The sequence below is a fragment of the Pseudolysinimonas sp. genome (assembly GCF_044239695.1).
In the GTDB taxonomy this organism is placed as follows: Bacteria; Actinomycetota; Actinomycetes; order Actinomycetales; family Microbacteriaceae; genus Pseudolysinimonas_A.
This window is the reverse complement of sequence record NZ_JBIIAW010000036.1, coordinates 1-26,496: the sequence shown is the minus strand read 5'-3', so window position 1 is coordinate 26,496 and position 26,496 is coordinate 1. Positions and strand designations below refer to the sequence as shown.

27 protein-coding genes are annotated in these 26,496 nt (G+C 70.9%); 18 read left to right on the top strand and 9 right to left on the bottom strand.

Features of this window, described 5'->3' with window-relative positions; translation table 11 throughout:
* Positions 1 to 448: 448 nt before the first annotated feature.
* Positions 449 to 892 carry a hypothetical protein gene (locus ACILQS_RS07565; protein ID WP_395639509.1) on the top strand — a complete coding sequence of 148 codons (444 nt, stop codon included), beginning with the start codon at positions 449 to 451 and terminating at the stop codon, positions 890 to 892.
* A gap of 32 nt (positions 893 to 924) precedes the next feature.
* Positions 925 to 1,110: a hypothetical protein gene (locus ACILQS_RS07560; protein ID WP_395639508.1), complete on the top strand. Its 186-nt coding sequence runs from the start codon at positions 925 to 927 to the stop codon at positions 1,108 to 1,110.
* Positions 1,111 to 1,123: 13 nt separating this feature from the next.
* On the opposite strand, the gene ACILQS_RS07555 is transcribed toward ACILQS_RS07560, so the two are convergent.
* Positions 1,124 to 2,296 carry an ROK family protein gene (locus ACILQS_RS07555; RefSeq protein ID WP_395639507.1) on the bottom strand — a complete coding sequence of 391 codons (1,173 nt, stop codon included), beginning with the start codon at positions 2,294 to 2,296 and terminating at the stop codon, positions 1,124 to 1,126.
* A 106-nt stretch (positions 2,297 to 2,402) separates the two neighbouring features.
* Between ACILQS_RS07555 and ACILQS_RS07550 the strand changes: the two genes are divergently transcribed.
* From ACILQS_RS07550 to ACILQS_RS07530, 5 genes are read left to right on the top strand one after another with little or no spacing between them, the layout of a single operon-like run.
* Positions 2,403 to 3,689, top strand: coding sequence for an ABC transporter substrate-binding protein (locus tag ACILQS_RS07550; protein WP_395639506.1), 1,287 nt, complete (start codon positions 2,403 to 2,405; stop codon positions 3,687 to 3,689).
* Between the two features lie 4 nt (positions 3,690 to 3,693).
* Positions 3,694 to 4,626, top strand: a complete 933-nt coding sequence (locus tag ACILQS_RS07545; RefSeq protein WP_395639505.1) for a carbohydrate ABC transporter permease — start codon at positions 3,694 to 3,696, stop codon at positions 4,624 to 4,626.
* Positions 4,623 to 5,462 (top strand): carbohydrate ABC transporter permease, encoded by an 840-nt coding sequence (locus ACILQS_RS07540; protein ID WP_395639504.1) that lies wholly within the window; start codon positions 4,623 to 4,625, stop codon positions 5,460 to 5,462. Before ACILQS_RS07545 ends, ACILQS_RS07540 begins: the two co-directional genes overlap by 4 nt.
* On the top strand, positions 5,459 to 6,973 hold the full coding sequence (locus ACILQS_RS07535; RefSeq protein ID WP_395639503.1) for a carboxylesterase/lipase family protein: 1,515 nt from the start codon (positions 5,459 to 5,461) through the stop codon (positions 6,971 to 6,973). The genes ACILQS_RS07540 and ACILQS_RS07535 overlap by 4 nt, the downstream gene beginning before the upstream one ends.
* A 32-nt stretch (positions 6,974 to 7,005) precedes the next feature.
* On the top strand, positions 7,006 to 7,635 hold the full coding sequence (locus tag ACILQS_RS07530) for a TetR/AcrR family transcriptional regulator (protein ID WP_395639502.1): 630 nt from the start codon (positions 7,006 to 7,008) through the stop codon (positions 7,633 to 7,635).
* 16 nt (positions 7,636 to 7,651) lie between these two features.
* Here ACILQS_RS07530 and ACILQS_RS07525 read toward each other — a convergent pair whose 3' ends face one another.
* Entirely contained in the window at positions 7,652 to 8,893 is a 1,242-nt protein-coding gene (locus ACILQS_RS07525; RefSeq protein ID WP_395639501.1) for a glutamyl-tRNA reductase, read from the bottom strand.
* A 53-nt stretch (positions 8,894 to 8,946) separates the two neighbouring features.
* On the opposite strand from ACILQS_RS07525, the gene hemE reads away from it, so the two are divergent.
* The 7 genes from hemE to ACILQS_RS07490 are packed head-to-tail and all read left to right on the top strand — an operon-like array spanning position 8,947 to position 16,301.
* Positions 8,947 to 10,002, top strand: a complete 1,056-nt coding sequence (gene hemE / locus ACILQS_RS07520) for a uroporphyrinogen decarboxylase (protein ID WP_395639500.1) — start codon at positions 8,947 to 8,949, stop codon at positions 10,000 to 10,002.
* Positions 9,989 to 11,221 (top strand): protoporphyrinogen/coproporphyrinogen oxidase, encoded by a 1,233-nt coding sequence (locus tag ACILQS_RS07515; protein WP_395639499.1) that lies wholly within the window; start codon positions 9,989 to 9,991, stop codon positions 11,219 to 11,221. The genes hemE and ACILQS_RS07515 overlap by 14 nt, the downstream gene beginning before the upstream one ends.
* Complete coding sequence (gene hemQ / locus ACILQS_RS07510) at positions 11,218 to 11,874, top strand: hydrogen peroxide-dependent heme synthase (protein WP_395639498.1); 657 nt, start codon at positions 11,218 to 11,220, stop codon at positions 11,872 to 11,874. The genes ACILQS_RS07515 and hemQ overlap by 4 nt, the downstream gene beginning before the upstream one ends.
* Positions 11,871 to 13,064, top strand: coding sequence for a ferrochelatase (locus ACILQS_RS07505; protein WP_395639497.1), 1,194 nt, complete (start codon positions 11,871 to 11,873; stop codon positions 13,062 to 13,064). The genes hemQ and ACILQS_RS07505 overlap by 4 nt, the downstream gene beginning before the upstream one ends.
* Positions 13,061 to 13,984, top strand: coding sequence for a hydroxymethylbilane synthase (gene hemC, locus ACILQS_RS07500; RefSeq protein ID WP_395639496.1), 924 nt, complete (start codon positions 13,061 to 13,063; stop codon positions 13,982 to 13,984). The genes ACILQS_RS07505 and hemC overlap by 4 nt, the downstream gene beginning before the upstream one ends.
* On the top strand, positions 13,981 to 14,964 hold the full coding sequence (gene hemB / locus ACILQS_RS07495; RefSeq protein WP_395639495.1) for a porphobilinogen synthase: 984 nt from the start codon (positions 13,981 to 13,983) through the stop codon (positions 14,962 to 14,964). The genes hemC and hemB overlap by 4 nt, the downstream gene beginning before the upstream one ends.
* Positions 14,961 to 16,301, top strand: coding sequence for a glutamate-1-semialdehyde 2,1-aminomutase (locus ACILQS_RS07490; protein ID WP_395639494.1), 1,341 nt, complete (start codon positions 14,961 to 14,963; stop codon positions 16,299 to 16,301). The genes hemB and ACILQS_RS07490 overlap by 4 nt, the downstream gene beginning before the upstream one ends.
* Here ACILQS_RS07490 and ACILQS_RS07485 read toward each other — a convergent pair.
* The 7 genes from ACILQS_RS07485 to ACILQS_RS07455 form a co-directional block, all read right to left on the bottom strand.
* Positions 16,294 to 17,286: a cyclase family protein gene (locus ACILQS_RS07485; RefSeq protein WP_395639493.1), complete on the bottom strand. Its 993-nt coding sequence runs from the start codon at positions 17,284 to 17,286 to the stop codon at positions 16,294 to 16,296. The genes ACILQS_RS07490 and ACILQS_RS07485 overlap by 8 nt on opposite strands.
* The gene (locus tag ACILQS_RS07480; RefSeq protein WP_395639492.1) at positions 17,270 to 18,058 is read right to left on the bottom strand and encodes an IclR family transcriptional regulator; all 789 of its coding nucleotides are present in this window, start codon (positions 18,056 to 18,058) and stop codon (positions 17,270 to 17,272) included. Before ACILQS_RS07480 ends, ACILQS_RS07485 begins: the two co-directional genes overlap by 17 nt.
* Before the next feature lie 100 nt (positions 18,059 to 18,158).
* The gene (locus ACILQS_RS07475; protein ID WP_395639491.1) at positions 18,159 to 19,229 is read right to left on the bottom strand and encodes an extracellular solute-binding protein; all 1,071 of its coding nucleotides are present in this window, start codon (positions 19,227 to 19,229) and stop codon (positions 18,159 to 18,161) included.
* A gap of 114 nt (positions 19,230 to 19,343) precedes the next feature.
* The gene (locus tag ACILQS_RS07470; protein WP_395639490.1) at positions 19,344 to 20,471 is read right to left on the bottom strand and encodes an ABC transporter ATP-binding protein; all 1,128 of its coding nucleotides are present in this window, start codon (positions 20,469 to 20,471) and stop codon (positions 19,344 to 19,346) included.
* A 22-nt stretch (positions 20,472 to 20,493) separates the two neighbouring features.
* Positions 20,494 to 21,357: an ABC transporter permease gene (locus ACILQS_RS07465; RefSeq protein ID WP_395639489.1), complete on the bottom strand. Its 864-nt coding sequence runs from the start codon at positions 21,355 to 21,357 to the stop codon at positions 20,494 to 20,496.
* Positions 21,357 to 22,250 carry an ABC transporter permease gene (locus tag ACILQS_RS07460; protein WP_395639488.1) on the bottom strand — a complete coding sequence of 298 codons (894 nt, stop codon included), beginning with the start codon at positions 22,248 to 22,250 and terminating at the stop codon, positions 21,357 to 21,359. The genes ACILQS_RS07465 and ACILQS_RS07460 overlap by 1 nt, the downstream gene beginning before the upstream one ends.
* Positions 22,251 to 22,273: 23 nt before the next feature.
* Positions 22,274 to 23,056: an IclR family transcriptional regulator gene (locus ACILQS_RS07455; RefSeq protein WP_395639487.1), complete on the bottom strand. Its 783-nt coding sequence runs from the start codon at positions 23,054 to 23,056 to the stop codon at positions 22,274 to 22,276.
* Positions 23,057 to 23,296: 240 nt separating this feature from the next.
* Between ACILQS_RS07455 and ACILQS_RS07450 the strand changes: the two genes are divergently transcribed.
* The 4 genes from ACILQS_RS07450 to ACILQS_RS07435 all read left to right on the top strand — a co-directional run.
* A complete protein-coding gene (locus ACILQS_RS07450) occupies positions 23,297 to 24,226 on the top strand; it encodes a DUF6282 family protein (RefSeq protein ID WP_395639486.1) in 930 nt (309 codons plus the stop codon).
* 1 nt (position 24,227) lies between these two features.
* The gene (locus ACILQS_RS07445; RefSeq protein WP_395639485.1) at positions 24,228 to 25,160 is read left to right on the top strand and encodes a 3-keto-5-aminohexanoate cleavage protein; all 933 of its coding nucleotides are present in this window, start codon (positions 24,228 to 24,230) and stop codon (positions 25,158 to 25,160) included.
* 19 nt (positions 25,161 to 25,179) lie between these two features.
* Entirely contained in the window at positions 25,180 to 26,121 is a 942-nt protein-coding gene (locus tag ACILQS_RS07440; RefSeq protein ID WP_395639484.1) for a hypothetical protein, read from the top strand.
* Positions 26,121 to 26,496 (top strand): aldolase/citrate lyase family protein (locus tag ACILQS_RS07435; protein ID WP_395639483.1); only part of this gene is annotated, 376 nt, incomplete at its 3' end. The genes ACILQS_RS07440 and ACILQS_RS07435, both read left to right, overlap by 1 nt.

The following is a 26,496-nucleotide window of genomic DNA, read 5'->3' as shown; positions in this document are numbered from 1 at the left end:
TTGACGTCATCGCTATTGCGGTGAGCATCCTGGCCGCCCTGATCCCGGCATTTGCGGCGGCAAGGCGAGATCCGCTCGTTGAACTTCGAGTCCCTTAGCCATGGGTCGGGGGTTTGCAGTCGGACAAGATGGTGCTCCAGAAGGGTGCTGTCGCTTGGCTCATAACCCAGTTGCCTATGTCTTGAGACATCCCTTGGGACTGATGGGACTGATGCAGGGATAGGTGACATCTGAAATGGCTTGCCCTGATGGGTGGCCTGGAAGGATGACGCCATGCCTAAGCCCTATCCGGAGGCGGCTTCTGTCGTTGCGTCTGATCGCCCGGGGCGAATGCCGGGTGTCGCGATGCGGAGCGGGACCAACGACTCTGTGCCGACGAGGACATCCGCCGGAGAGTAGAGCCGTGCGCGTCGATCGACATCATCCCCTGTCACCGCCTCACGGCGCCATGACCACGACGGATCCCTCCGACCGGCTGAGGACGATCGCGCGACGGACGCTGGTCGGCGTCCTGGCGTTCACCCTGATCTCCGCCGTCGGCGGTGGTGTCGCCATGCTCGCCACCGACGGCCTGGGCATGCCCGTCGCGATGCTGGCGAACGGACCCTTCTCCGGCTTCGTCGGGCCGGCTCTCATCCTGATGTTCGTCGTGGGAGGCACACACGCACTGGCGGGCGTCTTGCTGGTGCTTCGGCGTGAGTCGGCGCTGCTGTGGTCGGCGGTCGCCGGTTTCGGGGTGATGATCTGGATCTACGTCGAGACGGGCATCATCGCCGGCAACTCCTGGTTGCAGGTCATCTACTTCGCCACCGGGGTCGTGGAGCTCGTGCTGGTGCTCGCTCTCCTCGGCATCGTCCGCTGGCTTCCCCGGCGACCCCTTCGGAACGCCTGAGGCCGTTCGGGAGCCCGGCTACGCTGACGGTCGTGGAGATCAAGGCGTGGTGGCCGCGGCTGTCGTTCGAGGCCAAGACGCACCTGAAGGCGCACCTGCGCGAGCCGCTCGACATGGCATCCCGGGACGCGCTGCTTGCCGCCGGGGTCCTGCCGACCCGTGACGCGAGCTTGACGATCGACGAGTCCGAGTGGACGTGGATCGAGCAGCACGGCTGATCTCTGCCGCGCGTCAGCCCACCTCGACATCGGGGGCGAACAGTGGATTCTCGAATCGCGCGCGTCGTGCGGTCGCGAGCGCGCCGACGAGCGGTGCCGCGCCCGCGAGGTCGCCGCGTTCGACCGGGATCTGGCCGACGCCCGCGGGTTGCGACAGCAGCCAGGGGCCGAGCGGCATCCCGTGTCCGGTGAGGATGATCTTGTCGGGGTCGAACGAGCCGGCGAGCACGTCGCAGAGGTGGGCGAGTCGTTCGCGTGCCGTCTGAAGGACGCCGAGCACGCGTCGGTCGTGCGCGCGGGCGCGCTGGACGAGCGTGTCGGCGTACCCGGCGGTCGTCGACCGGGCGAGCACGTCCTCCTCGCGGAGGTCGCGGGACATCGCCTCCAGTGAGAAGTACTGCTCGGCGCACCCGCGCAGTCCGCAGCCGCAGGGGAGGCCTCCGGCTTCGAGCGGGATATGGCCCCATCCCGCCGGCTTGCGGAAGCCGCTGACGAGGCTCCCGTCGACGATCGCGCTGCCACCGAGGCCCCGCTCGAGCAGCAGCACCACGACGTGCCCGAGACCTCGCCCGCGGCCCTCGGCGACTTCGCCGACAGCGGCGAAGCTGCCGTCGTTGCCGACCAGCACCTCCGAGAATCCGGCGGCGTGGAGCGGTCTCAGCAGGAGGCTCACCGGTTCGTTGATCCACTCGAGCTCGAGCGAGCCGATGGTGTCGAACGGGCGCCCGGGGATCGAGATCGCGATGACGCATTCCCCGCCCGGTCGGCCGTGTTCGCGGATGACGGGCGCGATCAGCGCGGCGATCCGTTCCGACACCTGATCAGGGGATTCCCCGATCTGGATCGGGGCGTCGTACGTGCCGAGGCGGCGCCCGGTGAGGGTCTGCGCTTCGGCGACGATCCCGTCGCGCGTGATCGTGACGCCGATCGCATCCGCCCAGTGGTCGGCGATCCGCAGCGCGCGTGCCGGCCGCCCACGGCTGCTCGCGGCGATGGTGCGCTCGGCGAGCAAGTCGCCTTCGAGCAGCTGGTTGACCATGCTGCTGACCGCTCCGGTGGCGAGTTCCGTGAGGTCGGGCAGATCGGACTGCCGCGCCTCGCCGGCGGCCGCGACGGCGGTGAGGATGCGGGTCAGATTGCGCTCGCGGAGCTGCCGGAGCGTCTCGGGTGCTTCCGCGCTGGCCACGGGGACGAGACTACCGGGGAGAACTTGCGAAATAAATCAGAGTGTGAGAAAAAAGACCACCGGCCCGAGCCGGACCTGCACACACTCAAAGGAGAGGATGCTCACGATGCGACACCGTCGCCTCATCGCCACCGCAGCCGCGGCGGCGATCGCCGCCGGAACCCTGGTGGCCTGTTCCGCGGATGCCGGAGACGGCACCGTCACCCTCACGGTCTGGCACAACAGCCAGGACCCCCAGGCCGTGCTCGACAGCTACGCCGCCTACGAGGAGGCGACCGGCAACAAGCTCGAACTCGTCTCGATCTCGTCGGACGGTTTCGAGGACGCGACCCTCACCAAGTGGGCCACCGGCGACCGACCCGACATCCTCGAGTTCCACGGCACCGAGTCGTTCATCTCGCTGCTCAACCCGACCGAGAACCTCCAGGACCTCAGCGACGAGGCCTTCGTCGCCGCGTCGGGCAGCATCTACGACATCGGCGGACGAGGCACCGACGGCAAGGTCTACGCGGCCATCACCAACTTCCCGGAGGTGTGGGGGCTCTACTACAGCAAGGATGTGCTCGACCAGTTCGGGCTCGAGCCGGCCGGCACCTACGCGGAACTCGTCGAGCAGTGCGAGGTGCTCAGCGCCGCCGGGGTGCCGACGCTCGCCGAGGCGGGCGCGTCGGTCTGGCCGCCGATCGCGATGAACGCGCTGCTCGCCGCCGAAGGAAGCACGACGTCGTGGGTGCAGAGCATCCTCGACCGCAGCGCGACCCTCGACGATGCCGACTCGCCGTGGCTCGAGGCGTTCACCGACTACAAGTCGCTGCTCGACAGCGGATGCATGAACTCCGACGTCACCTCGGCGACGTTCGAGAACGCGGTCGCCTCCGTCTACAACGGCGAGGCGGCGTACCAGTCGATCCACTCGAACATCGCCCCGGTCTACCTCGACGCCGCCGGCGGCGACGCCGAACTGCTGGGCGAGAAGGTCGGGTTCACGGCCTTCGGCAAGACGGAGAAGGTCGCGATGCTGAACCCCGGTCCGATCGGCACCTACCTGCTGCCGAAGACCGGCGACGACGCTCGGGAGACGGCGGCGCGCGGATTCCTGGAGTTCATCACCGGCGAGCACTACCAGGCCTACATCGACGAGTCGGGCACGTTCCCGATCATCGACGGAGCGTCCGACCCGGCCGCGACCACCCCGCTGCTGCTCGACATCAAGGCCGCCTACGACGGTCCGTCGACGGCGCTCGGGGCCGCGCGTCTGCCGAGCGGCCTCGGGGGGATCTTCCCGTTGCTCTCCGAACTGACGGTCGGCCAGAAGACACCGGAAGAGGTCGCCGCCGCCCTGCAGCAGCAGATCGCCGACGCCGCCACCGCCCAGGGTCTGCCGGGCTGGTGATCGCATGAGTGCATCCGCTTCGGCGGCCGCGCTCGCCCGCGGAGGGCGCCCTCGTCGGCGCCCTCCGCTCCGCGACCGCGTCCTGGGCTCGTGGGCCTGGTTCACCCTCCCGGCGATCACGCTCGTCGCGGTCTTCTTCGCGATCCCGCAGATCCTGAACTTCCCGTTCGCGTTCTCGACCTGGACCTCCTACAGCTCGACGATCACCCTGAGCGGGACCCGCAACTTCGAATCCCTCGCTTCTCAGGGCTACCTCCAGCAGGGGATCACGGTCACCGTCGTCTACGCGCTCATCGCGATGACGGTGCAGAACGTCGTGAGCCTCACCCTCGCCTACGCACTCCGTGAGTCGACCCGGCTCAACGGGTTCTTCCGCACGCTGTTCTTCCTGCCGGTGCTGCTCTCGCCGCTTTCGGCCGGCTTCATCTGGCGCGGTCTGCTCGCCCCCGACGGCCCGGTCAATCAGGCGATCGGCGTCGTCATCCCCGGGTTCTCCTGGGCCTGGCTCGGCGAGATCAGCACCGCGCTCCCCGCTGTCGCCTTCATCGACGCCTGGAAGTGGATCGGTTTGACGACGCTCGTCTACATCGCCGGCATCAACGCCGTGCCGCAAGAACTCATCGAAGCCGCGGTTCTCGACGGAGCGAACGCCTGGAAGCGCTTCTGGCGCGTCACGTTCCCGCTGCTCGCCCCGGCGTTCACCTTCAACGTCGTCGTCACACTGGTCGGCGCGTTCAGCGCGTACGACATCATCGCGGCGACGACCGGGGGAGGGCCGGGCGATGCGACCCGCTCGCTCAACATCCTGCTTCGGATGCAGTGGGGCCAAGGCAACTTCGGCACCGGCAGCGCCCTCGGGCTCACCGTGACGCTGCTGGTCATCGTCGTCACGATCCCCCTCGTGGCGTGGCTGCGCCGCCGGGAGGTGCGCGCATGATCGGCCGTCGCGCCCGCGCGTACTCGACCGTGCGGTACGTGCTCCTCGGCCTGTTCGCCCTCCCCTGGGTGGGCATCCCGCTGTGGATGGTGCTCGTCAACTCCGCGAAGCCTGCGGGCGAGGCGGCGTCGCTCACCCTCGAGCTGCCGACCGAGTGGGCGTTCGTCGACAACTACGCGGCCGTGTTCACCCAGGGCGACTACCTGCGCGCGCTCGGCAACAGCCTGCTCGTCAGCCTGCCGACGATCGCGGTCGTCACCCTCATCGGGGCGGCGGCGGCCTGGGGCTTCGCCCGGTCGACGTCGCGACTGCAGCAGGTCGCGTTCTACGCGCTCGCGCTGTCGATGCTCATGCCGGCGACCCTCATCCCGACCATCTTCCTGCTGCGACAGATGAACCTCGACGGCACGACGATCGGCTACATCCTGGTGATGATCGGCACGCGGATCGGCATCGTGGTGTTCCTCGCCACCGGATTCGTCCGGGGGCTGCCGCAGGATCTCGAAGCGGCGGCGGCGATCGACGGCGCCAACCGATTCCAGGTGTTCTGGCAGATCATGCTGCCGCTCATGGCGCCGATCCTGTTCGTGGCGGGCATCATCCTCATCATCACGGTGTGGGGCGACTTCTTCTTCGCCCAGTTCCTGATGCCGACGTCGTCGCAGCAGACACTGCCACTCGCGCTGTACTCGTTCGCCACCTCCAGCGCGCAGACCCTGCGCTGGAACCTCGTCTTCGCCCACGTCGTGATGAGCGCCCTGCCGCTCGTCGTCGCCTTCGCGTTCGCGCAGCGACGGGTCATCGGCGGACTCACGGAAGGAGCCCTCAAGGGATGACCGCATCAGCACCTGCACGGCACACGATCTGGTGGACCGGGGACGGCCGCCTGCGCGGGATCGACGGCGGCGGACTGCGCACCTTCCTCGGCGTGCCGTACGGCGCCTCGACGGCCGGGGCGAACCGGTTCCGCCCTCCGCAGCCCGTCGAGCCGTGGGAGGGGGAGCGCGACGCGTTCTCGTTCGGCGATTCGGCGCCGCAGGTCGATACCCGGCTCGTCTCCGGCGGCAGCATGTTGGAGGTGCTCGGTCTGCTCTACCCGCGCGGCGGGTGGCCGGTCGAGGCGGGGGGGATGAGCGAGGACTGCCTCCGCCTCAACGTCTGGGCACCGAGCGCGCCCGGCGACTCCCCGCGCCCCGTGATCCTCTGGCTGCACGGCGGCGGCTTCGTGCACGGCAGCGGCAACGAGCAGGTGTTCAACGGCGACATCCTCAGCCGCGACCAGGATGTCGTCGTCGTGACCGTCACCCACCGGCTCGGCGCTCTCGGCTTCGCCGACCTGCGCGCCCACGGGGCACCGCGGTCGGCGAACGCCGGGATGCTCGACATCGTCCAGGCGCTGCAGTGGGTGCACCGCAACATCGCGGGAGTCGGCGGGGACCCCGAGAACATCACGGTGGTCGGACAGTCGGGCGGATGCGCCAAGGCCGCGGTGCTCGCCGCGATGCCCGCAGCTCGGGATCTGATCCGTCGGGTGGTGCTCATGAGCTTCCCGGCGACCCGGATCGCCGACGCCGAGGTCTCCGCCGAGCTCGGCACGCGTCTGCTCGCGGAGCTCGGGGTCGTCGACGTCGAGGGAGCGCGGGATCTGCCGGTCGAGGCGATCCTCGACGCCCAGTCCCGGTTGCGCCCGGAGCTCGACGAGTTCTTCGGAGCCCCCCACACGGAGATCGGCGAGATCCCGTTCGCCGGCTTCGGCCCGTCCCTCGACGACGTCGACGTGCCGGAGCATCCGTTCTCACCCACCGCGGCGTCCGGCTACGCCGACAAGGAGGTCGTGATCGGGTTCACGAGTCATGAGTTCGCGCTCATGCTCGCCGAGGAGGACGGGTATCGGGTCGGGATGTCGGACGACGAGGCGATCGCGCGCCTGCAGTCCGAGGCGGAGTGGGAGGCCGTGACGGCGGACCACCCCGACGAGCCCGTGCATCTTCGGGTGGCGCGAGCGCTCAGCGATCGCTACTTCCGTCACCCGACACGGCTGATGATCGAGCGAAGCTCGGCCGGTTCGCGGGCGACCTATGCCTACGAGTTCACCCAGACCAGCCCGGTGCTCGAGGGGTTGCTCGGTGCGAGTCACAGCCTCGACCTCGCCTACTTCTTCGGCACGGTCGATCGCATCCCGATCGTCGGCGACGCGCGCGACCGGCATGCGGTGTCGGCCGCGTGTCGACAACTGCTCGGCTCGTTCGCGCGAGACGGCGTGCCCGTCGTCGCCGGCGAGAGGTGGGAGCCGTGGAGGGACGGCGAAGGGAACTTCCACGTCCTCGGGCCGGCGAACCGCGACTGACCGCGGAGGTCGGTCCCGCTACCCTTTTCTCTGTGAAGGCACCCGGACGGAACGAGCTGCGCAAGGCGGAGACCCGTCGCAAGATCTCCGCCGCGGCCAACGTGCTGTTCCTCGACAAGGGCTACACCGGCACCTCGATGGAGGAGATCGCCGCCGCGGCCGACGTGGCGATCCGCACCCTCTATCTGCACTTCGAGTCGAAGGCCGCGATCCTGCTGGACTTCTTCGACGCGTGGCTCGACGAGTTCGTTCGCCTGATGGGGGAGCGGCCGGCGGGGGAGCGGCTCGACGACACCCTCGCCCGCACCCTCACCACGATGACCTCGAACGGCTGGGACGACAACAAGAAGGTCGACGAGGTGACGGTGCTGCATCCGGTGCTGGAGTTCATCGGCGGCGGCGCCCCGGAGATCGCCGGCCACATCATGCAGCGCTGGGTGGCGGCGCAGGAGGTGCTCACCGACCGATTCCGCGCCACGGCGGGCGCGACCGACGACGACCCGCGGCCGCGCGTCGACGCCGCCGCGGTGTTCGCCACCTGGATGGTCTCGGTGCTCGAGTTCCGCACGCACTTCGCGAACGGCGGCACCGGTCCGTCGACGCACGACGCGGGTTCGGTCGCGATCCGCACCTTCGTCGACGGGCTCGGCCCGCGCCGCTGAGGGCGCTGGCCGCGCGTCACGCCGAAGCGCCTCGCTCCGCCTGGCCGGCAGGCGCGGCGTCCGGCTGGATGCCGAAGAGTGTTGCGAGCGCTCCCGCGAAATCGTCGAGGCGGCCCTCGGCGGCGAATTCCCGGGCCCGCACCGACGGCCCGTGCAACAGCACGCCCGCGAAGTGCCGCAGCGCGGCCTCCGTGTGGACGTCGTCACCGCCACGGGCCCGCGCCCGGTCGATCTCGGACTGGAGCACCGCGTCGACGTGGCGGCGCAGCGCGACGACGGCGGGAGCCGCGAGGCGGTCGGCTTCGAACGCGGCGGCCGCGGAACCGACGGCTTCGTGCGCCCCGGGCCCGAGGTCGGGCAGGCTCGCGTGCCGACCGATGATCTCCAGGTCGAGCAGCTCGACGCCCGGCAGGTCTCCGACCGCGGGCTCGACGTTGCGGGGCAGGCCGAGGTCGATGATCAAACGCCGGGCGTCGTCGGGCACGTCGCCGGTCGTGACGACGTACCGGGCGGTGCAGGTGATGACGACCTCGGCATCCCGGATGGCCTCACGAAGATCGTTCTCGGCTCGCACGCCGTAGCGCACCGCGAACTGCGCGGCGCGCCCGGTCGCCGAAAACACTCGGATGTCGCGCGCACCGCGGGCGTCCAGCGCGGCGACGGTCGTCGCGGCGTAACTGCCGGTGCCGACGAGGAGCACCCGGGCCTGCGCCCAGTCGGGGACACGGGTGTCGGCGAGGTCGAGGGCGAGCCGCGCGAGGGAGCGTCCCGCCGCCGCGAGGTCGCTCTGCGCGCGGGCCTCCCGGGAGGCGTGGGCCGCGCGCTGGAACAGCAGTTCGAGCCCGCTCGAGGTCGTGCCCGCGAGGCGCGCGTCGCGCAGAGCGCGCTGCACCTGGCCGGTGATCTCCTCCTCACCGAGCACCATCGACTCGAGCCCGGAGCTCACCGCGAACAGGTGCTTCACGACGTCCTGCCCGGTGAGCGCGACGGCGTGGGCACGCAGAACCTCGGCGTCGTCGCCGGCGTTCAGGGAGAGCGCGTCGACGACCGCCTCGACCGCGAGCTCGGTGGCGGCGGTCAGCGGATCATCGATCTCGATGTACGCCTCGAAGCGGTTGCAGGTGCTGAGCACGATCGCGCCCCGCACGAAGTCCTGTCGGGCGATCAGATCGGCTGCGGTCGTCGAGGTGACCCGCGAGATGCGATCCAAGACGTCGAACTCGATCGTCCGGTGATTCGCGGTGAGGCAGAACAGCACGTTGCCAGGGTACCCCGGGGTACACGGTCGCGTTTCTACGTAGAGTAGAAATCGTGCCGTTGCCCGCCGACCATCCGCTCGCCGCCGGGCGTACCGCATCCTCTCGCCTGGTCACCGCCGCGCGCGGGATCCGCCCGGCCACCCGCCCCGTCTGGTTCATGCGCCAAGCCGGACGCTCGCTCCCCGAGTACCGGGAGTTGCGCGCCGGTGGTGACATGCTGCAGGCCTGCCTGACGCCCGACCTGGCGAGCGAGATCACTCTGCAGCCGGTGCGCCGGCACGGGGTGGACGCCGCCGTCTTCTTCAGCGACATCGTCGTGCCCGTGCTGCTCGCCGGGGTCGGGGTGCGCATCGTCACCGGCAAGGGCCCGGTGTTCGACGAGCCCGTGCGCACGGCGGCGGATGTCGCGCGGTTGCCGCGCCTCAGCCCCGAGGCGCTCGCCCCGATCGCCGACGCGGTCGCCCTCGTCGTCGCGGAGTTGGGGGAGACGCCGCTCATCGGCTTCGGGGGAGCGCCGTACACGGTGGCCTCCTACCTCGTGGAGGGCGGACCGTCGAAGGAGCAGCTACGCACCCGCGGGATGATGCACGCCGACCCGGTCGCCTGGGCGGCACTGCTGGACTGGTGCGCCGACGTCACGGGGCTGTTCCTGCGCACGCAGGTGCTCGCCGGGGCGAGCGTCGTGCAGTTGTTCGACTCGTGGGCCGGCTCGCTGTCGCGGGCGGACTACGAGCGCTCGGTGCTGCCGCATTCCCGCCGCGCGCTCGACCACGTCGCCGACCTCGGTGTTCCGCGCATCCACTTCGGGCTCGGCACCGCGCCGTTCCTCGACCTGCTGCCGACCGCGGGGGCCGACGTGATCGGCGTCGACTGGCGGCTGCCGCTCGACGAGGCCGCGCGGATCGTGCCCGGGCTGCCGCTGCAGGGCAACATCGACCCGGCACTGCTCGACGCGCCCGCCGCCGTGCTCGATGCGCACGTCGCCGACGTGCTGCGCCGGGGGAACACCGCGCCCGCCCACATCGTCAACCTCGGCCACGGGGTTCCGCCCGAGACCGACCCGGGCGTGCTCACCCGCCTCGTCGAGATCGTCCATGACGCGGACTGACGTGACGACGATCGTCGGCGGCGGGGTCGCCGGACTCGTCCTCGCCCGCCGCCTCGCCCTGGCCGGCCGGCGCGTCACGATCCTCGAGGCGTCCGACCGCCTCGGCGGGCAGCTCGCCCGCCAGCGCATCGCCGGAGTCGAGCTGGATGCCGCCGCCGAGTCGTTCGGGACGCGCGGCGGCGGCGTACGCGCGCTCGTCGACGAACTCGGTCTCGCCGCCGACGTCGTGTCGCCCGCACCCAGTCCCGCGTGGGTGCAGCGGGCGCGCGGAGGAGCGGTGCCGTTGCCCGTGGCGGGTCTGCTCGGCATCCCGGCGGATCCGCGCGCGGCCGACGTCGTGCGCGCGGTCGGCCGACGGGGCGCGCTGCGGGCCCAGCTGGACGAGCTCCTTCCGTCGTCCGTCGGGTCCGACGCCACGACCGTCGGCGATCTCGTCGCCGCCCGCATGGGCCGGGCCGTGCTCGATACCCTCGTCGCCCCGGTCGCGCGCGGCGTCTACTCGCGCGAGGCCCGGGAGCTGCCGCTGGACGTCGCCGCCCCGCTGCTACGGGCCGCCCTGCGCGAGCACGGCTCGCTCGCGGCCGCGGTGCGCTCCCTGCGGACCTCGGCCCCGGCAGGATCGCTCGTCGCCGGTCTGCGCGGCGGGATGTTCCGTCTCGCCGATGCCCTCGCCGCGGAGTGCGCGCGTCTCGGGGTCGTCGTCGAGACCGGCGTCCGGGTCGACGACGCGCCGCCCGGCGCCGTGTGGGCCGCGTCGCGTCCCGGCGCCCCCGCCGGGCGGGAGGTGATGCTCGTCACCCTCGTGCTCGAAGCCGCGGGGCTCGACGGCGCCCCGCGTGGTTCGGGGGTGCTCGTGGCACCCGGGGCCGGTGTTGCCGCGCGCGCGCTGACCCACCTCACCGCGAAGTGGCGGTGGATCGCCGACGCCCTCCCCGGGCGCCACGTCCTGCGGCTCTCCTACGACACCCCGCCGGCCGACCCCGTCGCGACCGCGCTCGCCGACGCCGCCGCGCTGTTCGCCATCCCGCTACCGCAAGCCGTCGACGCGACGGTGAGCACCTGGTCGCGCGCCGCACCCGATCCGCGCGACGGCCGGCAGGTGGGCGAACCTGTCGCCGGCGTCGGGCTCGCGTCGGTGATCCCGCACGCCGAAGCGCTCGCCGCGACCCTGTTGGACGATTCGCCCCTCCACGTGGGGCGGGGGAGGATGGAGTCGTGACCGACGGCACCACGTACTACACGCTCTGGGCGGTCTTCCGCCGTACCCGGGCCACCGCGACAGGGGGTGCCGCCGACCTCGCCGACGAGATCGCCGCGCTTCCCGACGGCGTGCAGCTGCGCGGCGTCTACGACGTGTCCGGACTCCGCGCCGACGCCGACCTCATGCTCTGGCTCACCGGCGACACCGCGGAGACGCTGCAGCACGCGCTCCGCATCCTGCGTCGCACCGCCCAATTGCGAGTGCTCGACCCGACCTGGAACGCGCTCGGCGTGCACCGCGACGCAGAGTTCTCGCGCGACCACCTGCCGGCGTTCGCGAAGGGTCTGCCGCCGAAGGAGTGGGTCACGGTCTACCCGTTCGTGCGCTCCTACGAGTGGTACCTGCTGCCCGACGACGAGCGCCGCGGGCTGCTCGGCGAGCACGGCCGTGCCGGCTCGACGTACCCGCAGGTGCAGGCCAACACGGTCGCGAGCTTCGCGCTCGGCGACTACGAGTGGATTCTCGCCCTCGAAGCCGACGACGCGATCGACCTCGTCGACCTGATGCGTCACCTGCGCGGGACCGGCGCGCGGCTCCACGTGCGCGAGGAGATCCCCTTCTTCACCGGCCGGCGCCTGGAGCTCGACGAGGTCGCGGAGGTGCTGTCGTGACGATCGAGCAGCTGCCGTCGACCGGCGGTCCCGTCCTCGGGGCGAGCGACGCCGCGTCGTCCGGGCCGGAGCACGTCACCGTGCCGGTGGCCTACGACGCGATCCTGCTGGCGGGTTTCGGCGGCCCGGAGGGGCAGGACGACGTCATCCCGTTCCTGCGCAACGTCACGCGTGGGCGAGGGATCCCCGATGAGCGCCTCGAGGAGGTCGCCCACCATTACCGCCACTTCGGCGGCGTGAGCCCGATCAACGACCAGAACCGCGAGCTCAAAGCCGCGCTCGAGGCCGAGTTGGGCCGTCGCGGCATCGACCTGCCGGTGTACTGGGGCAACCGCAACTGGGACCCGTATCTGGCGGATGCCGTCCAGGCCGCGTACGACGACGGACACCGCACGCTCCTGACGATCGCGACGAGCGCGTACTCGTCGTTCTCGTCGTGCCGCCAGTACCGCGAGGACATCGCGATCGCGCTCGAGAAGACCGGGCTCGCGGGCGCGATCGCGATCGACAAGGTGCGGCAGTACTTCGACCACCCCGGCTTCGTCGAGCCGTTCGTCGAGGGCGTCGTCGCCGGGGTGCGCGAGCTGCTCGCGCAGGTCGACGACCCGTCGCAGGTGCGGCTGCTGTTCGCCACCCATTCGATCCCGACGACCGACGCCGAGCGCTCGGGCCCGCGTGACCGGTCCTTCGGCGACGGCGGGGCCTACGCGGCGCAGCACCTCGCGGTCAGCGAACTCGTCGCGACGCTCGCCGCCCGCGAACTGGGTCTCGAGCGACTCGGCTGGGAGCTCGTGTACCAGTCGCGATCCGGTCCGCCGACGCAGCCCTGGCTCGAGCCCGATGTCAACGATCGCATCGCGGAACTCCCGGGAGAGGGCATCCGTGCGGTCGCCGTCGTGCCGGTCGGCTTCCTCTCCGACCACATGGAGGTGCTCTGGGACCTCGACACCGAGGCGAAGGAGTCGGCCGCCGAGGCCGGGCTCGCGTTCGTGCGCGTGCCGACGCCCGGCTCGCACCGGCGCTTCGTCGAAGGTCTCGTCGACCTCGTGCTCGAGCGACGTGACGGTACCCCGGTCGACGATCGTCCGGCGCTCACCGACCTCGGCCCGTGGTACGACGTCTGTCGCCCGGGCTGCTGCGAGAACGTCCGCGCGGGGTTCAAGCCCGCCGCCTCGGGACTGGCCCCGTGAGCGCCGGCGGCATCCGGCTCGGAACGCGCGGCAGCGCCCTCGCCCTCGCCCAGTCTCAGGCGATCGCCGAGAAGCTGGGCGCCGAGGTCGTCGTGATCGAGTCCGAGGGCGATCGCTCGACGGAGTCGCTCGCCACGCTCGGCGGCACCGGGATCTTCGCGACTGCCCTGCGCGCGGCCCTCCGCGACAACGAGGTGGATGTCGTGGTCCACTCCTTCAAGGACCTTCCGACGGCGCCGGAGCCGGGTCTCGCGATCGCCGCGGTGCCCGCCCGGGCCGATGCCCGCGACGCGCTGTGCGCCCGCGACGACCTCACCCTCGACACGCTCCCGCCCGGAGCCCGGGTCGGCACCGGCTCGCCGCGTCGCCGCGCACAGCTCCTCGCCCGACGCCCCGACCTCGAGGTCGTCGACCTCCGCGGCAACGTCGACACCCGCCTCGCCCGAGTGGGGGCCGACGACCCCGACCGCGCCCTCGACGCCGTCGTGCTCGCGGTCGCCGGCCTCGACCGTCTCGGCCGGCTCGAGGCGATCACCCAGTTCCTCGAACTCGCCTGGTGGCCGACGGCCCCGGCGCAGGGCGCGCTCGCGATCGAGACCCGCGCGGGCGACACGCGACTCGCCGCGAAACTCGACCACGGCCCGTCGCGTCTGGCCGCCGAAGCCGAGCGCGGCGTGCTCGCCCGGCTCGAGGCCGGCTGCTCGGCTCCCGTGGCGGCCTCGGCCTTCCTCGAGGACGGGATGATGTTCCTCTCCGGCCGCGTCTACGCCCCCGACGGCTCGGAGCGGATCACCGCGTCGCACGCCCTCTACGTCTCCGACTCGACGGATCCCGCCGGCGAGCTCAGCTCCCGCGTCGCCGACGAGCTGCTCGCGAACGGGGCCGCGAACCTCGCCCCGCTCGCCGGAGGGTCCTCGTGAACGCGTCCCCCGTCATCCGCCCCCGCCGCCTGCGCGCGACCCCGGCCTGGCGCCGGCTCGTCGCGGAGACCCGCGTGCACCCCGCCGAGCTGATCCTGCCGCTGTTCGTGCGCGAAGGCGCGACCGAGCCGCAGCCGATCGCGTCGATGCCGGGCGTCGTGCAGCACTCCCTCGACTCGCTGAAGGCCGAGATCGCTCGCGCCGCCGCAGCCGGCATCGGCGGCGTGATGCTCTTCGGGGTGCCCGCGACCCGGGATGCCGTCGGCTCGGGCGCCACCGACCCGGAGGGCATCCTCAACGTGGCCACCCGGATCGCCGTCGCCGAGGCGGGCGACGCGCTCGTCGTGCAGACCGACCTCTGCCTCGACGAGTTCACCGACCACGGACACTGCGGCGTGCTCGACGCCGACGGCCGCGTCGACAACGACCTCACCCTCGTGCGCTACCGCGAGATGGCGCTCGCCCAGGCCGAGGCCGGCTCCCACCTCGTCGGGCTCTCCGGGATGATGGACGGCCAGGTCGCCGCCGTGCGGGCCGTGCTGGATGCGGCGGGTCGCCAGGACGTCGCGATCCTCGCCTACGCCGCGAAGTACGCCTCCGCGTTCTACGGGCCGTTCCGCGACGCGGTCGAATCCGAGCTGCAGGGCGACCGCCGCACGTACCAGATGGACGCCGCCAATCGTCGCGAGGGCGCCCGCGAGGTCGCGCTCGACGTGGCCGAAGGCGCCGACATCGTGATGGTGAAGCCCGCGTCGTCGTATCTCGACGTGCTCGCCGAGACCGCGGCCACCTCACCGGTGCCGGTCTGGGCGTACCAGGTGTCGGGCGAGTACGCGATGCTCGAGGCCGCTGCCGCGAACGGCTGGATCGACCGCGAGCGGGCGATCGACGAGTCGCTCGTCGCCATCCGGCGCGCCGGAGCGGATGCCGTGCTCACCTACTGGGCCGTCGAGGCGGCCGAGCGGTGGGCTCGGTCGTGACCGGTACCAACGAGCAGGCGGCGCGCGCCGCCCGGGCGGTCATCCCGGGCGGGGTGAACTCGCCCGTGCGCGCCTTCGGCTCGGTCGGCGGCACACCGTTGTCGATCGTGTCGGCGTCCGGCCCGACGGTCACCGATGTGGCGGGACGCGACTACGTCGACCTCGTCGCGTCCTGGGGTCCGGCGCTGCTCGGGCACGCGCATCCCGAGGTCGTCGCCGCGGTGCAGGACGCCGCCGCGCGAGGTCTGTCGTTCGGGGCCTCGACCCCCGGCGAGACCGAGCTCGCCGAGGAGGTCGTCGCGCGGCTGACGATCCGTGGTACCCCGCTCGTCGAGCGCCTGCGCCTCGTGTCGACCGGCACCGAGGCGACGATGACCGCGATCCGGCTCGCGCGGGCCGCGACCGGCCGCGACCTGATCATCAAGTTCGCCGGGCACTACCACGGGCACTCCGACGGGCTCCTCGCCGAAGCCGGCTCGGGGCTCGCGACCTTCGCCCTGCCGGGTTCGGCGGGGGTGCCGGCGCCGATCGCCGCGCAGACCCTCGTGCTGCCGTACAACGATCTCGACGCCGTGCGGGATGCCTTCGCGGCGCATCCCGATCGCATCGCCGCCGTCATCACCGAGGCCGCGGGAGCCAACGCCGGAGTGCTCGCGCCCCTGCCCGGCTTCAACGGGGCGCTCGCGCTCGAGGTGCACAAGCGGGGGGCGCTTCTCATCCTCGACGAGGTGCTCACCGGGTTCCGCGTGCACGCGGCCGGATGGTGGGGCCTGGAGTCGTCGGGCGTCACCGGGTCGACGGGCTGGCTGCCCGATCTCGTCACGTTCGGCAAAGTGCTCGGCGGCGGGATGCCGCTCGCCGCCCTCGGCGGCCGGGCCGCGGTGATGGATCTGCTCGCACCGCTCGGGCCGGTCTACCAGGCGGGCACGCTGAGCGGGAACCCGCTCGCCGTCGCCGCCGGGCTCGCGACACTGCGGCTCGCCACCCCCGAGGTCTACGCCCGCGTCGACCGGGCCTCCGCGATCGTGGCGGACGGCGTGCACGACGCGCTCAGCGCGGAAGGGGTGACCCACGTCATCCCGCGTGCCGGGTCGCTGTTCTCGGTCGCGTTCCGGTCCGGTGAGGTGCTCGACTACGCCGACGCGAAGGATCAGCAGTCCTGGCGCTACCCGCCGTTCTTCCACGCGATGCTCGACCAGGGGGTCTCGCTGCCGCCGAGTGCGTTCGAGGCGTGGTTCCTCACCGCCGCGCACGACGACGCGGCGCTCGACCGCATCCTGACCGCTCTGCCTGCCGCCGCGCGCGCCGCGGCGGCGGCGACCCCGCCTGCTACTTGATCGCGAGGGCGTTGGGCGGCGACCCGACCCCGCCGGGGAGGTTCAGCGGCTTCACCGTGAGGAAGAACTCGTACACGCCGTCGGCGGCGCAGTCCGCGGCGAGGTCGTCGAGCTTCCACAGTTCGCCCATCGCCATGCCGAGCAGCGCGATGAGCGGGCGGTGCAGCATCCCGGAGTGGTCGACGCCGCGCTCCGGCGGCGTCTCGCCCGGGTAACGGAAGTCGGAGGCGAGCACCGGGTCGGCTTCGACCGCGAGGTTGTCGGCGGCGACGAGGGCGATCTCGTGCTCCCACAGCCAGCGCAGGATGCCGTCCTCCTGCGCGAGTCCGGGGGAGAGGCGCCAGCGGGTCGCCGCCCGCTCCTCGGGGGTCTTCGCGAGGTAGCGCTCCGCCCACGCGGTGCGCAGCAGCAGCAACTCGCCGCCGCCGAAGGTGACGCCCTGGGCCGCGGCGATGTCGTCGAGCATCGCGGCGTCGACCCGGATGGTCTCCTCGGTGTCGTAGGGGCGTCCTTCGCGCTCGAAGAACCGCGGCAGGTCGAGCAGAACGCCGCGCCCGGCGATCCCGGCGTCGGCGTAGGACTGCACCCCGAGCGCCGTCGAGTCCGGAGTGTTCTGAGCGGGGGAGAGGCCGCCGTAGAAGCCGTGGAGCGGGTGCCCGATGTGGCGGAGCGCATCGATCTGCGACGAGGACTGCAGGTAGAAGGAGTCGACCCAGTCGTCGCGGTGGAACTCGTTGTTCGAGAAGACGTGATGGGCGACGTTCTTGCGGGTGCCGGTCGGGTACGGCTCGAACGCGGTCACCGCGTGGTCGAGGCTGAAGCGCCTGCCGGTGCGGATGAGGCGTGCGGCCGCCGCGACGCGCTCGGGCGTGAGGAAGTTGATCGTGCCGAGCTGATCGCCGGCCCCGAAGTGGCTCCAGCTGGAGCCGGGCGGATCGGCGGCGAGAAGTTGGTCGTAGGTCGGGGTGCTACCGCTGACGGGCAATCTGCTGCTCTCCTTCGCGGCTGCTCAGCTCGTCGCTGAGCGCAGCCGCCGTGTTCACGAGAGCGGTGAGGACGGGGGAGCCGGCCGAGAGGTCCGCCACCTGCTCCGCCCCGAGGAGGGCGATCGCGGCGGTGATGCCGTGCTCGTCGAACACCGGGGCGGCGGCTCCGTAGAGGCCGCCCGCGAGCTTCACGAGGCTGTAGCCGGTGCGGCGCACCGAGTACACCCCGGCTTCGACCTCGGCCCGACGCGGGGCGTCGAGTTCGTCCATCATCCGCTCGATGAGTTTGTGGTCGGTGTGGTGGGCGAGGAAGACACGCATCTGCGCGGCATCCATCTCCAACTGGGTGCCGGGTCGCACGGTGACGACGACGGCGCGCGAGGTGTCTTCCTGCACGAGGGCGACGACCGGGCCGCGCGCTCCCCACAGGCTGAGCACCGCGGTCGTGCCGGCCGCGCGGCTGAGCTCCGAGAGGTACGACGGCGCGAGGTCGAGCACCCGCTGCCGATGCAGGGCGTGGATGCCGAGCTGCAGCATGAGTCCGCCGAGCACGAAGCCGCCGCGACTGTGGCCGCGCGCGAGCATCCCCGCCGAGACCAGCGACGCGCAGTACCGATAGGCGGTCGTGCGGTTCAGGCCGAGACGCTCAGCGACCTCGACGGCGCTCAGTTCGGTCGTGTGCGGGCCGAACAACGACAGGATCTGGCCGACGCGCGAGACGGACTGGATGTCGAAGCTCGACCCCTCGCCCCCGGCCTCCGTGGTCACCATCGCTCGATCGTATTCCGCTCCGTGGGTCAGCACGGCGGGAATCGCGATCTCGGGGGTGAGCACGTCGGTCGGCGGCGAGGGGTCGGCTAGGGGCGCTGGATCAGCCGGCGAGCCAGTTGGTCAGCTTCGTCGACGCCTCGTTGAAGTTCTCGGTGTACCAGGGGATGTCCTGGAGCACCGTGATCCCGGGGTTCACGTCGGGGTTGTAGACCTGAACCTGCTCGGAGAACTCGTTGAGCGCCGGCTCGGCCTTGCTGTTGATCGGCGCGACACCGAGCAGCTCGGAGATCTTCGCCACCGGGCCGGGCTCCATCACACTCGCGAGGAAGGCCTCGACGGCCTCCTTCTTGGTCGAGCCCTTCGGCACGGCGAACGCGTTGATCGACGCGACGGTGACGTCCCAGACGATCGTGATGTCGACGCCCTCCTGGAGCAGCGGCACCAGACGCGAGTCCGGCAGGAAGAACATGTCGACCTGGCCGGCCGAGACCGCCTGCTGGAGCGCGCCGACGTTCGGGGCGAACGTCGTGACCGAGCGGATCGTCTCGAGCTCCTCGAGCGCGCCGTCGACGTCCAGCGGGTAGACCTCCTCCGGGTCGACGCCCGAGGCGATCGACGCGTACTCCAGGATGCCGTTCTGCAGGTTGGTCACGAAGCCGCGCTGTCCGGGGAACTCCTCGACGTCGAAGAAGTCCTCGATCGTCTCCGGTCCGCCGTCCGGGAACGCGTCGGTGCGGTAGGCCATCGGGGTCGCGTTGATCCAGTTGGCCGTGTAGCACTCGCCGACGCTGCCGGGGACGAGGTCCTCCTCGGGAACGGTGAGCTCGATCTCGAGCGGCTCGAACAGCGTGCCGCAGTTCTGTTCGGCGGCGTACGGGGCGGTCGCGATGACGTCCCACAGCACGGCGCCGGCCTCGACCTGCGCCTTGACCTGCGCCACGTCGGGCGGCGAGGTGTTGACGAACGTGATGTTCGGGTGCGCCTGCGTGTAGGGCACCTGCCACGCCTGAATCTGCGCGTCCTGCCCGGCGCCGCCGTAGCCGACGTAGGTGATCGTCTGCGGCTCACCGATACCGGTGTCGACGGGTTCGGGAGAGCCGCCGCAGCCGGCCAGCAGGCCGACGGTCGCGAGCGCGCTCACGCCGATGAGAATGCTTCTGGATCGGGACATCTTTGTCATTTCCTCCGTGTCGTGGATTGCGGGTGCTGCGTGTGTTGGGTGGAGTTGCCGACGGAGTCCCAGCCGTGGCAGTGATCGCGGGCGCCGGGTGGCGCCCGCGACGTTTCAGGCGGCGACGACCCTCTGTCGCTGAGGGCGCCACCACGCGACGACGTCGTCGCCGCGGGTCAGGGCGGAGTCGAACGCGTCGATGCGCGCGCGACCCTTCACGCCGGACGGACCGAGCGCGAGCATGGCGGTGCGGTACGAACCCATGTACTCGACGTCGGTCACGATGGCGGGCACCGAGTTGACGCCGGACGGCAGCTTCGAGGCGGTCCGCACGATCTCGACATCCTCCGGGCGCACGACGACCGCGGCGCGGGTGAGCACACCGGGATGGGCCGCGACGGTGTCGGCGTCGACCGCCCAGGTCGCGCCGTCCCAGCCGACGCTCGATCCGGTCGCGCCGCCGTCGAGCTCGAAGACGTTCGAGTCGCCGAGGAAGCGGGCCGTGAAGAGCGTCTCGGGGGCGCGGTACAGCTGCTCGGGGGTTCCGATCTGCTCGATGCGCCCGGTGTTGAACAGCGCGATGCGGTCGGAGAGGTTCATCGCCTCCTCCTGGTCGTGCGTGACGAAGACGAACGTCGAGCCGACCTCCCGGTGGATGCGGCGGATCTCCGCCTGCAGCGCCCCCCGGAGATTGCGGTCGAGCGCGCCGAGCGGCTCGTCGAGCAGCAGCGCCTTCGGGTCGAACACGATCGCCCGCGCGAGGGCGACGCGCTGCTGCTGGCCGCCGGAGAGCTGCGACGGGTGGTTGTCGTCGCGACCGGTGAGCTGCACGAGCTCGAGCACGTCGGCGACCTTCTGCCGGATGACGTCCTTCGGCAGCCGCCGCTCGCGCAGCGGGTAGGCGACGTTCTGCGCCACCGTCATGTGCGGGAAGAGCGCGTAGTTCTGGAAGAGCATCCCGAGGTCGCGCTTGTGCGGCGGGAGCTTGCCGACATCCCGGCCGTTGAGTTCGATCGTGCCGGAGGTGAGGGTCTCGAACCCGGCGATCAGGTTGAGGGTCGTGGTCTTGCCCGAGCCCGAGGGGCCGAGCAGGGTCATGAACTCGCCCGGTTCGATCGTCAGCGAGATGTCGTCGACGGCCGGAACCGCGAGGCCGTAGTCCTTCGTGACGTGCTCGAGGCGGATCTGGGTGCCCTGCCGCACGGCGGCGGGGGCTGCGGGGGTGACGGTGGTCGTAGTCATGGGATTCTCCTGACGACTCGGGTTAGCGGCGCTTCGGGCGTCGGACGAGCATGGGGATGAGCAGCAGCAGCGTCACCGTGACGACGACGAGGCTCGACGCGGCGGCGATCGTGGGATCGACCTCGACCGTGACGGCCGTGTACATCTGCACGGGCAGGGTCTGGAAGAACGGCGAGCGCAGGAACAGCGCGATGACGACCTCGTCGAGGCTCGTCACGAACGCGAACACCGCCCCCGTGAACACGCCTCGGCTGATGAGCGGCAGGGTGACCCGGATGAAGGTGCGCACGGGCGACGCGCCGAGCGAGGCCGAGGCCCGCAGCAACTTGGCGTCGAAGCCGCCGAGTGCGCTCGTCACCGAGACCAGCACGAAGGGAACGCCGATCGCCGCGTGGGCGAGCACGTACCCGCCGATCGAGCCGACGAGGTGCCACTGGAGGAACGAGATGTACACGGCGATCGCGACGACGATCGCCGGCGTGACCATCGAGATCATCAGGAGGGTGCGCACGAACTGCGACACCCGCCCGGTGAGGTTGTGCAGTCCGAGCGCGGCGGCGGTGCCGACGATGGTCGCGAGGATCGAGGCGAGCACGGCGACGAGCAGCGAGTTGCCGAGCGACCCGATCCACTTCGGGTTGGTGAAGAAGTTGCGGTAGAGGTCGAGCGACCACTCCTTCGGCGGGAATTGGAAGCTGCCCGAGCTGCCGAAGCTCATCGGGATGACGAAGAGCGTGGGCAGGATGAAGTAGCCGGCGACGAGGACGCCGACGACGGCGAGCCACCACGGGATCGGGTCGACCGAGCGGTCACGGCGACGGCGGCCCTTGCGGCCCGCGGTGACGAACGACGTCTCGGTGCCGGGTTCGGCAGTCTGCATGGTCATCAGCGGCCCTTCGATCCGGTGGCGACGACGCCGATCGCCGAGATGGTGCCGCCGACGCGGTTCGCCCAGGCGACGAGCACGAGGGTGACGACGAGCACGAGCATGCCGAGCGCGCCGGCGCCGGCGAAGTCGAGCAGCTGGGTGGTGCGCTGGGCGAGCAGCTGGGCGATGAGCGACTGCTGGGGCGAACCGAGCAGCGCGGGGGTCACGTAGAAGCCGAGGCTCAGCGTGAACACCAGGATGAGGCCGGCGACGACGCCGCCGCGCGAGAGCGGCCAGTAGATCTTCCAGAAGGCGACGAGCGGCGACGAGCCGAGGCCGCGGGCGGCGAGCAGCAGCTTCCGGTCGATGCCGGAGAGCGCGCTGAACAGTGGCAGCACCATGAACGGCAGCAGCACCTGGCTCATCGCGATCGTCACGCCGATCTGCGAGCCGACGAGCTGGATGTCGCCGAGCCCGAAGAAGTCGAGCACCGAGTGCACCGGCCCGCCGCGCTGGAGGATCGTCAGCCAGGCGAAGTTGCGGGCCATGACCGAGGTCCAGAACGGGATGAGCACGATGACCAGCAGCACCGCGCGGGTGCGGTCGCTGACCCGCGTCATGAAGTAGGCGTACGGGTAGCCGAGCAGGAACGCCACGAGCGTCACGATCAAGGCGGTGGATGCCGTGCGCCCGAGTACCGTCATCGTGACTCCGTCGGTGAACAGCTTCGCGTAGTTGTCGAACGTCCAGCCGCCGCCTTCGGTCACCGGAGCCTGGAGACTGCGGAGCAGGCTCTGCACGAGCGGGACGAGCAGGATCGCGGTGAGCAGCGCGAGCGACGGGATGAGCAGCAGCCAGTTCGCGTTCACGCGCCGCCGCGTCGGCGACGCCGCGGGGGTCGTGGTGGTCATGAGCGGGTCCATTCGATTCGGGGTCAGGTCGCGAGCAGGGCGCTGAGGCGGTCGGCGGCGTCGCGCAGCAGGGTGACCCGGTCGGCCACGTCGTCGGGGGAGAGCACCGGGCTGGTGCCGAGCAGGGCCATCGCGGCCTGGATGTCGCGCGAACCGAACACGGGGGCGGCGACCGAGGCGAGGCCGATGCGGCCGAGGTCGGCCCAGGCGATGCGTTCGCGGCGCACGCGGGCGAGCGCCGCGGTCTCGGTGCGCCGCTCCTCGGGGGAGAGTTCGCCGTGCACCCGCGCGACGACGCCGGGGTCGGACTGGAAGGCGAGGAGCATCCGCGACTGGGCGGCGCGCACCTCGAGCACCGTGCCGACGCGCACCGTGAGGATGATCGTGCCGACGTTCGCCTCCTCGACGAGCGTGACGACGGCGCCGCCGCGACCGAGGAAGCTGAGCACCGCGGTGAGCCCGGTCGCGTCGGAGAGCTGACGCATGATGCCGGGAGCGAGGTCGAGGATCTGCTGCCGGCCGGAGATGAGCGCCGAGAGCTGGTCGAACAGCGGTCCGAGCCCGTAGCCGGCGTCGAGGAAGCCGGAGGACTGCAGTGACTGGAGGTACCGGTGCGCCGTCGTGCGGTTGAGCCCGAGCCGCTCGGCGACGAGCGCCGGCGAGAGCGTGCGGGTGTGCTGGTCGAGGAGACCCAGCACGAGGGCCGCGCGGTCGATCGACTGGATGGAGCCCCGGTCGGCGTCGGGAAGGGTGAGCAGCTCGGCATCGCGAGCGTCGTCATCCGGAGCGGTCGTTCCGTTGATCACCAGGTCACCTCCTCGTCGAGGGCGTGTTCGAAATGCAATCTGCGATTTCAGATTCCGAACATAAGCGCAGGCGTGGCACGGCGTCAACTCGGCGTCCAGGACCGAGATTTCTCAAGCGGATGCTGTGTTCCGAGGGAAACCCTGCGCTGAACGCCGTGATCACGGGGAGTTGGACAGGAGGCGACCTGATCCGTAATATGAACGCCACGTTCCAGAATCCGAACACAAGGAGGTAGTCGGATGGACACCGCCGACGCCAGACCCACGCCGTCACCCGCTCTGCTCAAGGTGCTCGAGGGGGCGGTCGACCTGCACACCCACTCGGGCCCGAGCCCGTTCCCGCGCAAGCTCAACCACGTCGAAGCCTCCTACGACGCGGCGAAGATCGGCATGCGCGCGATCCTCATCAAGTCGCACCACCACAACACGGTCTTCGACCTGCTCGCGATGCGCGACCTGCTGAAGGATGCGCCCACGCCGGCCTACGGCGGCGTCGCCCTCAACTCCGAAGTCGGCGGGGTCAACCCGTCCGCCGTCGCGGTCGCCATCCAGATGGGCGGCAAGGCGGTGTGGGGGCCGACGGTCTCCGCCGCCCGCCACATCGAGGCGCACAGCCACGACGACGGCTTCCCCACCGCCGGCTCCAACCTCGAGGAGAAGGAGGAGTCGATCTACGACGCCTCCGGAAACGTGTCGGCCGAGACGGTCCGCGTCACCCAGCTCGTCGCGGAAGCCGGCATCCTGCTCACCGGCGGTCACCTCGACGTCGAGTCGCAGAAGGCGTTCTTCGCCACGGCGAAGGAGAACGGGGTCAAGCGCCTCATCCTGCACCACCCCGACTTCATCATCGGAGCCTCCGACGGCGACGTGGAGGAGCTGCTCTCCTACGGCGCCTTCGTCGAGCACGAGATGTCCATGTACCACCCGGGCGTCCCAGCGCCCGGGTTCCCCATCAGTCAGTTGGTCGACTGGATCGAGAAGATCGGGCCCGAGCGCACCGTCATCGACTCCGACCTCGGACAGCTGGCCAACCCCTACCCGGTCGACGGCTACATCTACGTCATCCAGCAGCTGCTCGATCACGGGATCAGCGAGAAGGACGTGCGGCAGATGATCTGCCACAACACGGCCTACCTGCTCGGTCTCGAAGACTCGCCGAAGGCGTCCTGAGGTGCAGCGCGCGGAGAAGGTGATCATCAGCACCGCGGTCACCGGCAGTGTCAACGTGCCGTCGCAGAGCGACTACCTGCCGCTCTCGGCGGAGCAGGTCGTGCAGGCCTCACTCGAGGCGGCCGCCGCGGGGTCGGCGATCATCCATCTCCACGCGCGCCACCCCGATGGGCGTCCGGCGTTCGAGGCGTCGATCTTCGAGGAGATCATCCCGGCGATCTTGAGCGACGTGGATGTCGTCATCAACATGTCCACCGGTGGTTCGTCGCAGATGACCATCGAGGAGCGCCTCGCCGGGGCCGTGCGGTTCTCACCGGAACTGGCGAGCCTCAACATGGGCTCGATGAACTTCGTCTACTCGGGGATCGCCGACCGGGTGACGACCTGGAAGCACGACTGGGAGAAGCCCTACGTGCTCGGCACCTACTCGCATCCGTTCATCAACTCCTTCGACAAGATCGAGTACGTGCTGCGCGAGCTCGGGCAGAAGGGCGGCACCAGGTTCGAGTTCGAGTGCTACGACATCGGGCACCTCTACTCGCTCGCCTACTTCGTCGAGCAGGGGCTGGTGAAGCCGCCGTTCATGATCCAGGGCGTCTTCGGCATCCTCGGCGGCATCGGGGCGGACCACGCCAACCTCACCCACATGGTGGCGATCGCCGACAAGCTCTTCGGCGACGACTACCAGTTCTCGGCGTTCGCGGCGGGCCGCGACCAGATGCAGTTCGCGACCCACTCCGCCTGGCTCGGCGGGCACGTGCGTGTCGGCCTGGAGGACAGCCTCTGGATCGGCAAAGGGAAGCTCGCCGAGAGCAACGCCCAGCAGGTGCAGAAGATCCGCGGCGTCGTCGAAGACCTCGGCCGCGAGATCGCCACCCCCGACGACGCCCGCCGGATGCTGGGGCTCAAAGGCCTCGCCGGCGTCACCCTGTAAACACCTCGAGGAGCACTTCGTGTCCACCCAGTACGCCGCCGACGACATCCGCTCGAAGCTCGCCGCCGCCGCGCCCACCGTCACCGTCGACCCGTCGACCCCGATCAAGCCCTCGCAGTGGATCGAGTTCCTGACCCTCGACCCGACCGCGACGACCGCCGCCGGCAGCCGCACCTGGAACGCGCGCAGCGCCACCCTCGTCGTGTCGTACACCGAGGCGAAGGCGGGGGATGTCTTCGCCCGCGCCGCCCAGCCCGACGAGTACGTCGTGCTGCAGTACTCCGAGAGCGCGCCGATCCGGGTGACCGCGGGCGACGCGGTCGAGGAGGTCGCCGAGGAGGCGTTCGTCGTCGTGCCGCCCGGGGACTCGTCGATCGAGATCCTCGCCGACGGGGTCTTCATCCGGCTGTTCTCGGTCGTCGCCGACGACCTGCGCGAGGGGGTGCTGAACGCCGCCGCCTACGCCGAGCCCGACCTGCGGGCAGCTCCCCTCGGGGAGTGGCCCGACCCGGTCGACGGCTTCCGCCTGCGGGTCTACCGCCTCGCCGAGACGCCGATCGCCGCGGGCCGGTTCGGCCGCATCTTCCGCACGACGAACGTGATGGTGAACTTCCTCGCCGAGGAGCCCGCGCCGCGCGATCCGCTCAAGCTGTCGCCGCACTACCACGACGACTTCGAGCAGATCTCGCTCGCGGTGAAGGGCTCCTTCATCCACCACATCCGCTACCCCTGGGGTCCGGACTCGAGTCGGTGGCGCCCGGACGAGAGCCGCCCGATCGCGACCCCGTCGATCTGCGTCATCCCGCCGCCGACGATCCACACGACGCAGGGCATCGGGCCGCACCAACAGCTGATCGACATCTTCTCGCCGCCGCGCGTCGACTTCTCGACGTCGGGCTGGGTGCTCAACGCCGCCGACTACCCGGCGAAGCCCGGCGTCGGCATCCCCGAGGGGAACTGATGCCGGGAATGCCGCGTCAGAGCCTCTTCAAGAAGGCTCTGGCGAATCCCGACGGACCGGCCATCGGCACCTGGGTGAAGCTGCCCGGGATGGAGAGCATGGAGCTCGTGGCGCTCGCCGGGTTCGACTTCGTCGTCATCGACCTCGAGCATTCGGCCCTCGACCTCGAGACCGCGTACCGGCACATCGGGATCGCGCTGCTCACCGGGGTCGCGCCGATCGTGCGCGTGCCGTCGCTCGACGCCGGGATCGTGCAGCGCATCCTCGACGCCGGCGCCGAGGGCATCATGCTGCCGCACGTCGACACCGTCGAGCAGGCCGAGGCCGCGGTCGCGGCCGTGCGCTTCCCGCCGCACGGCACCCGGGGCGTCGGCG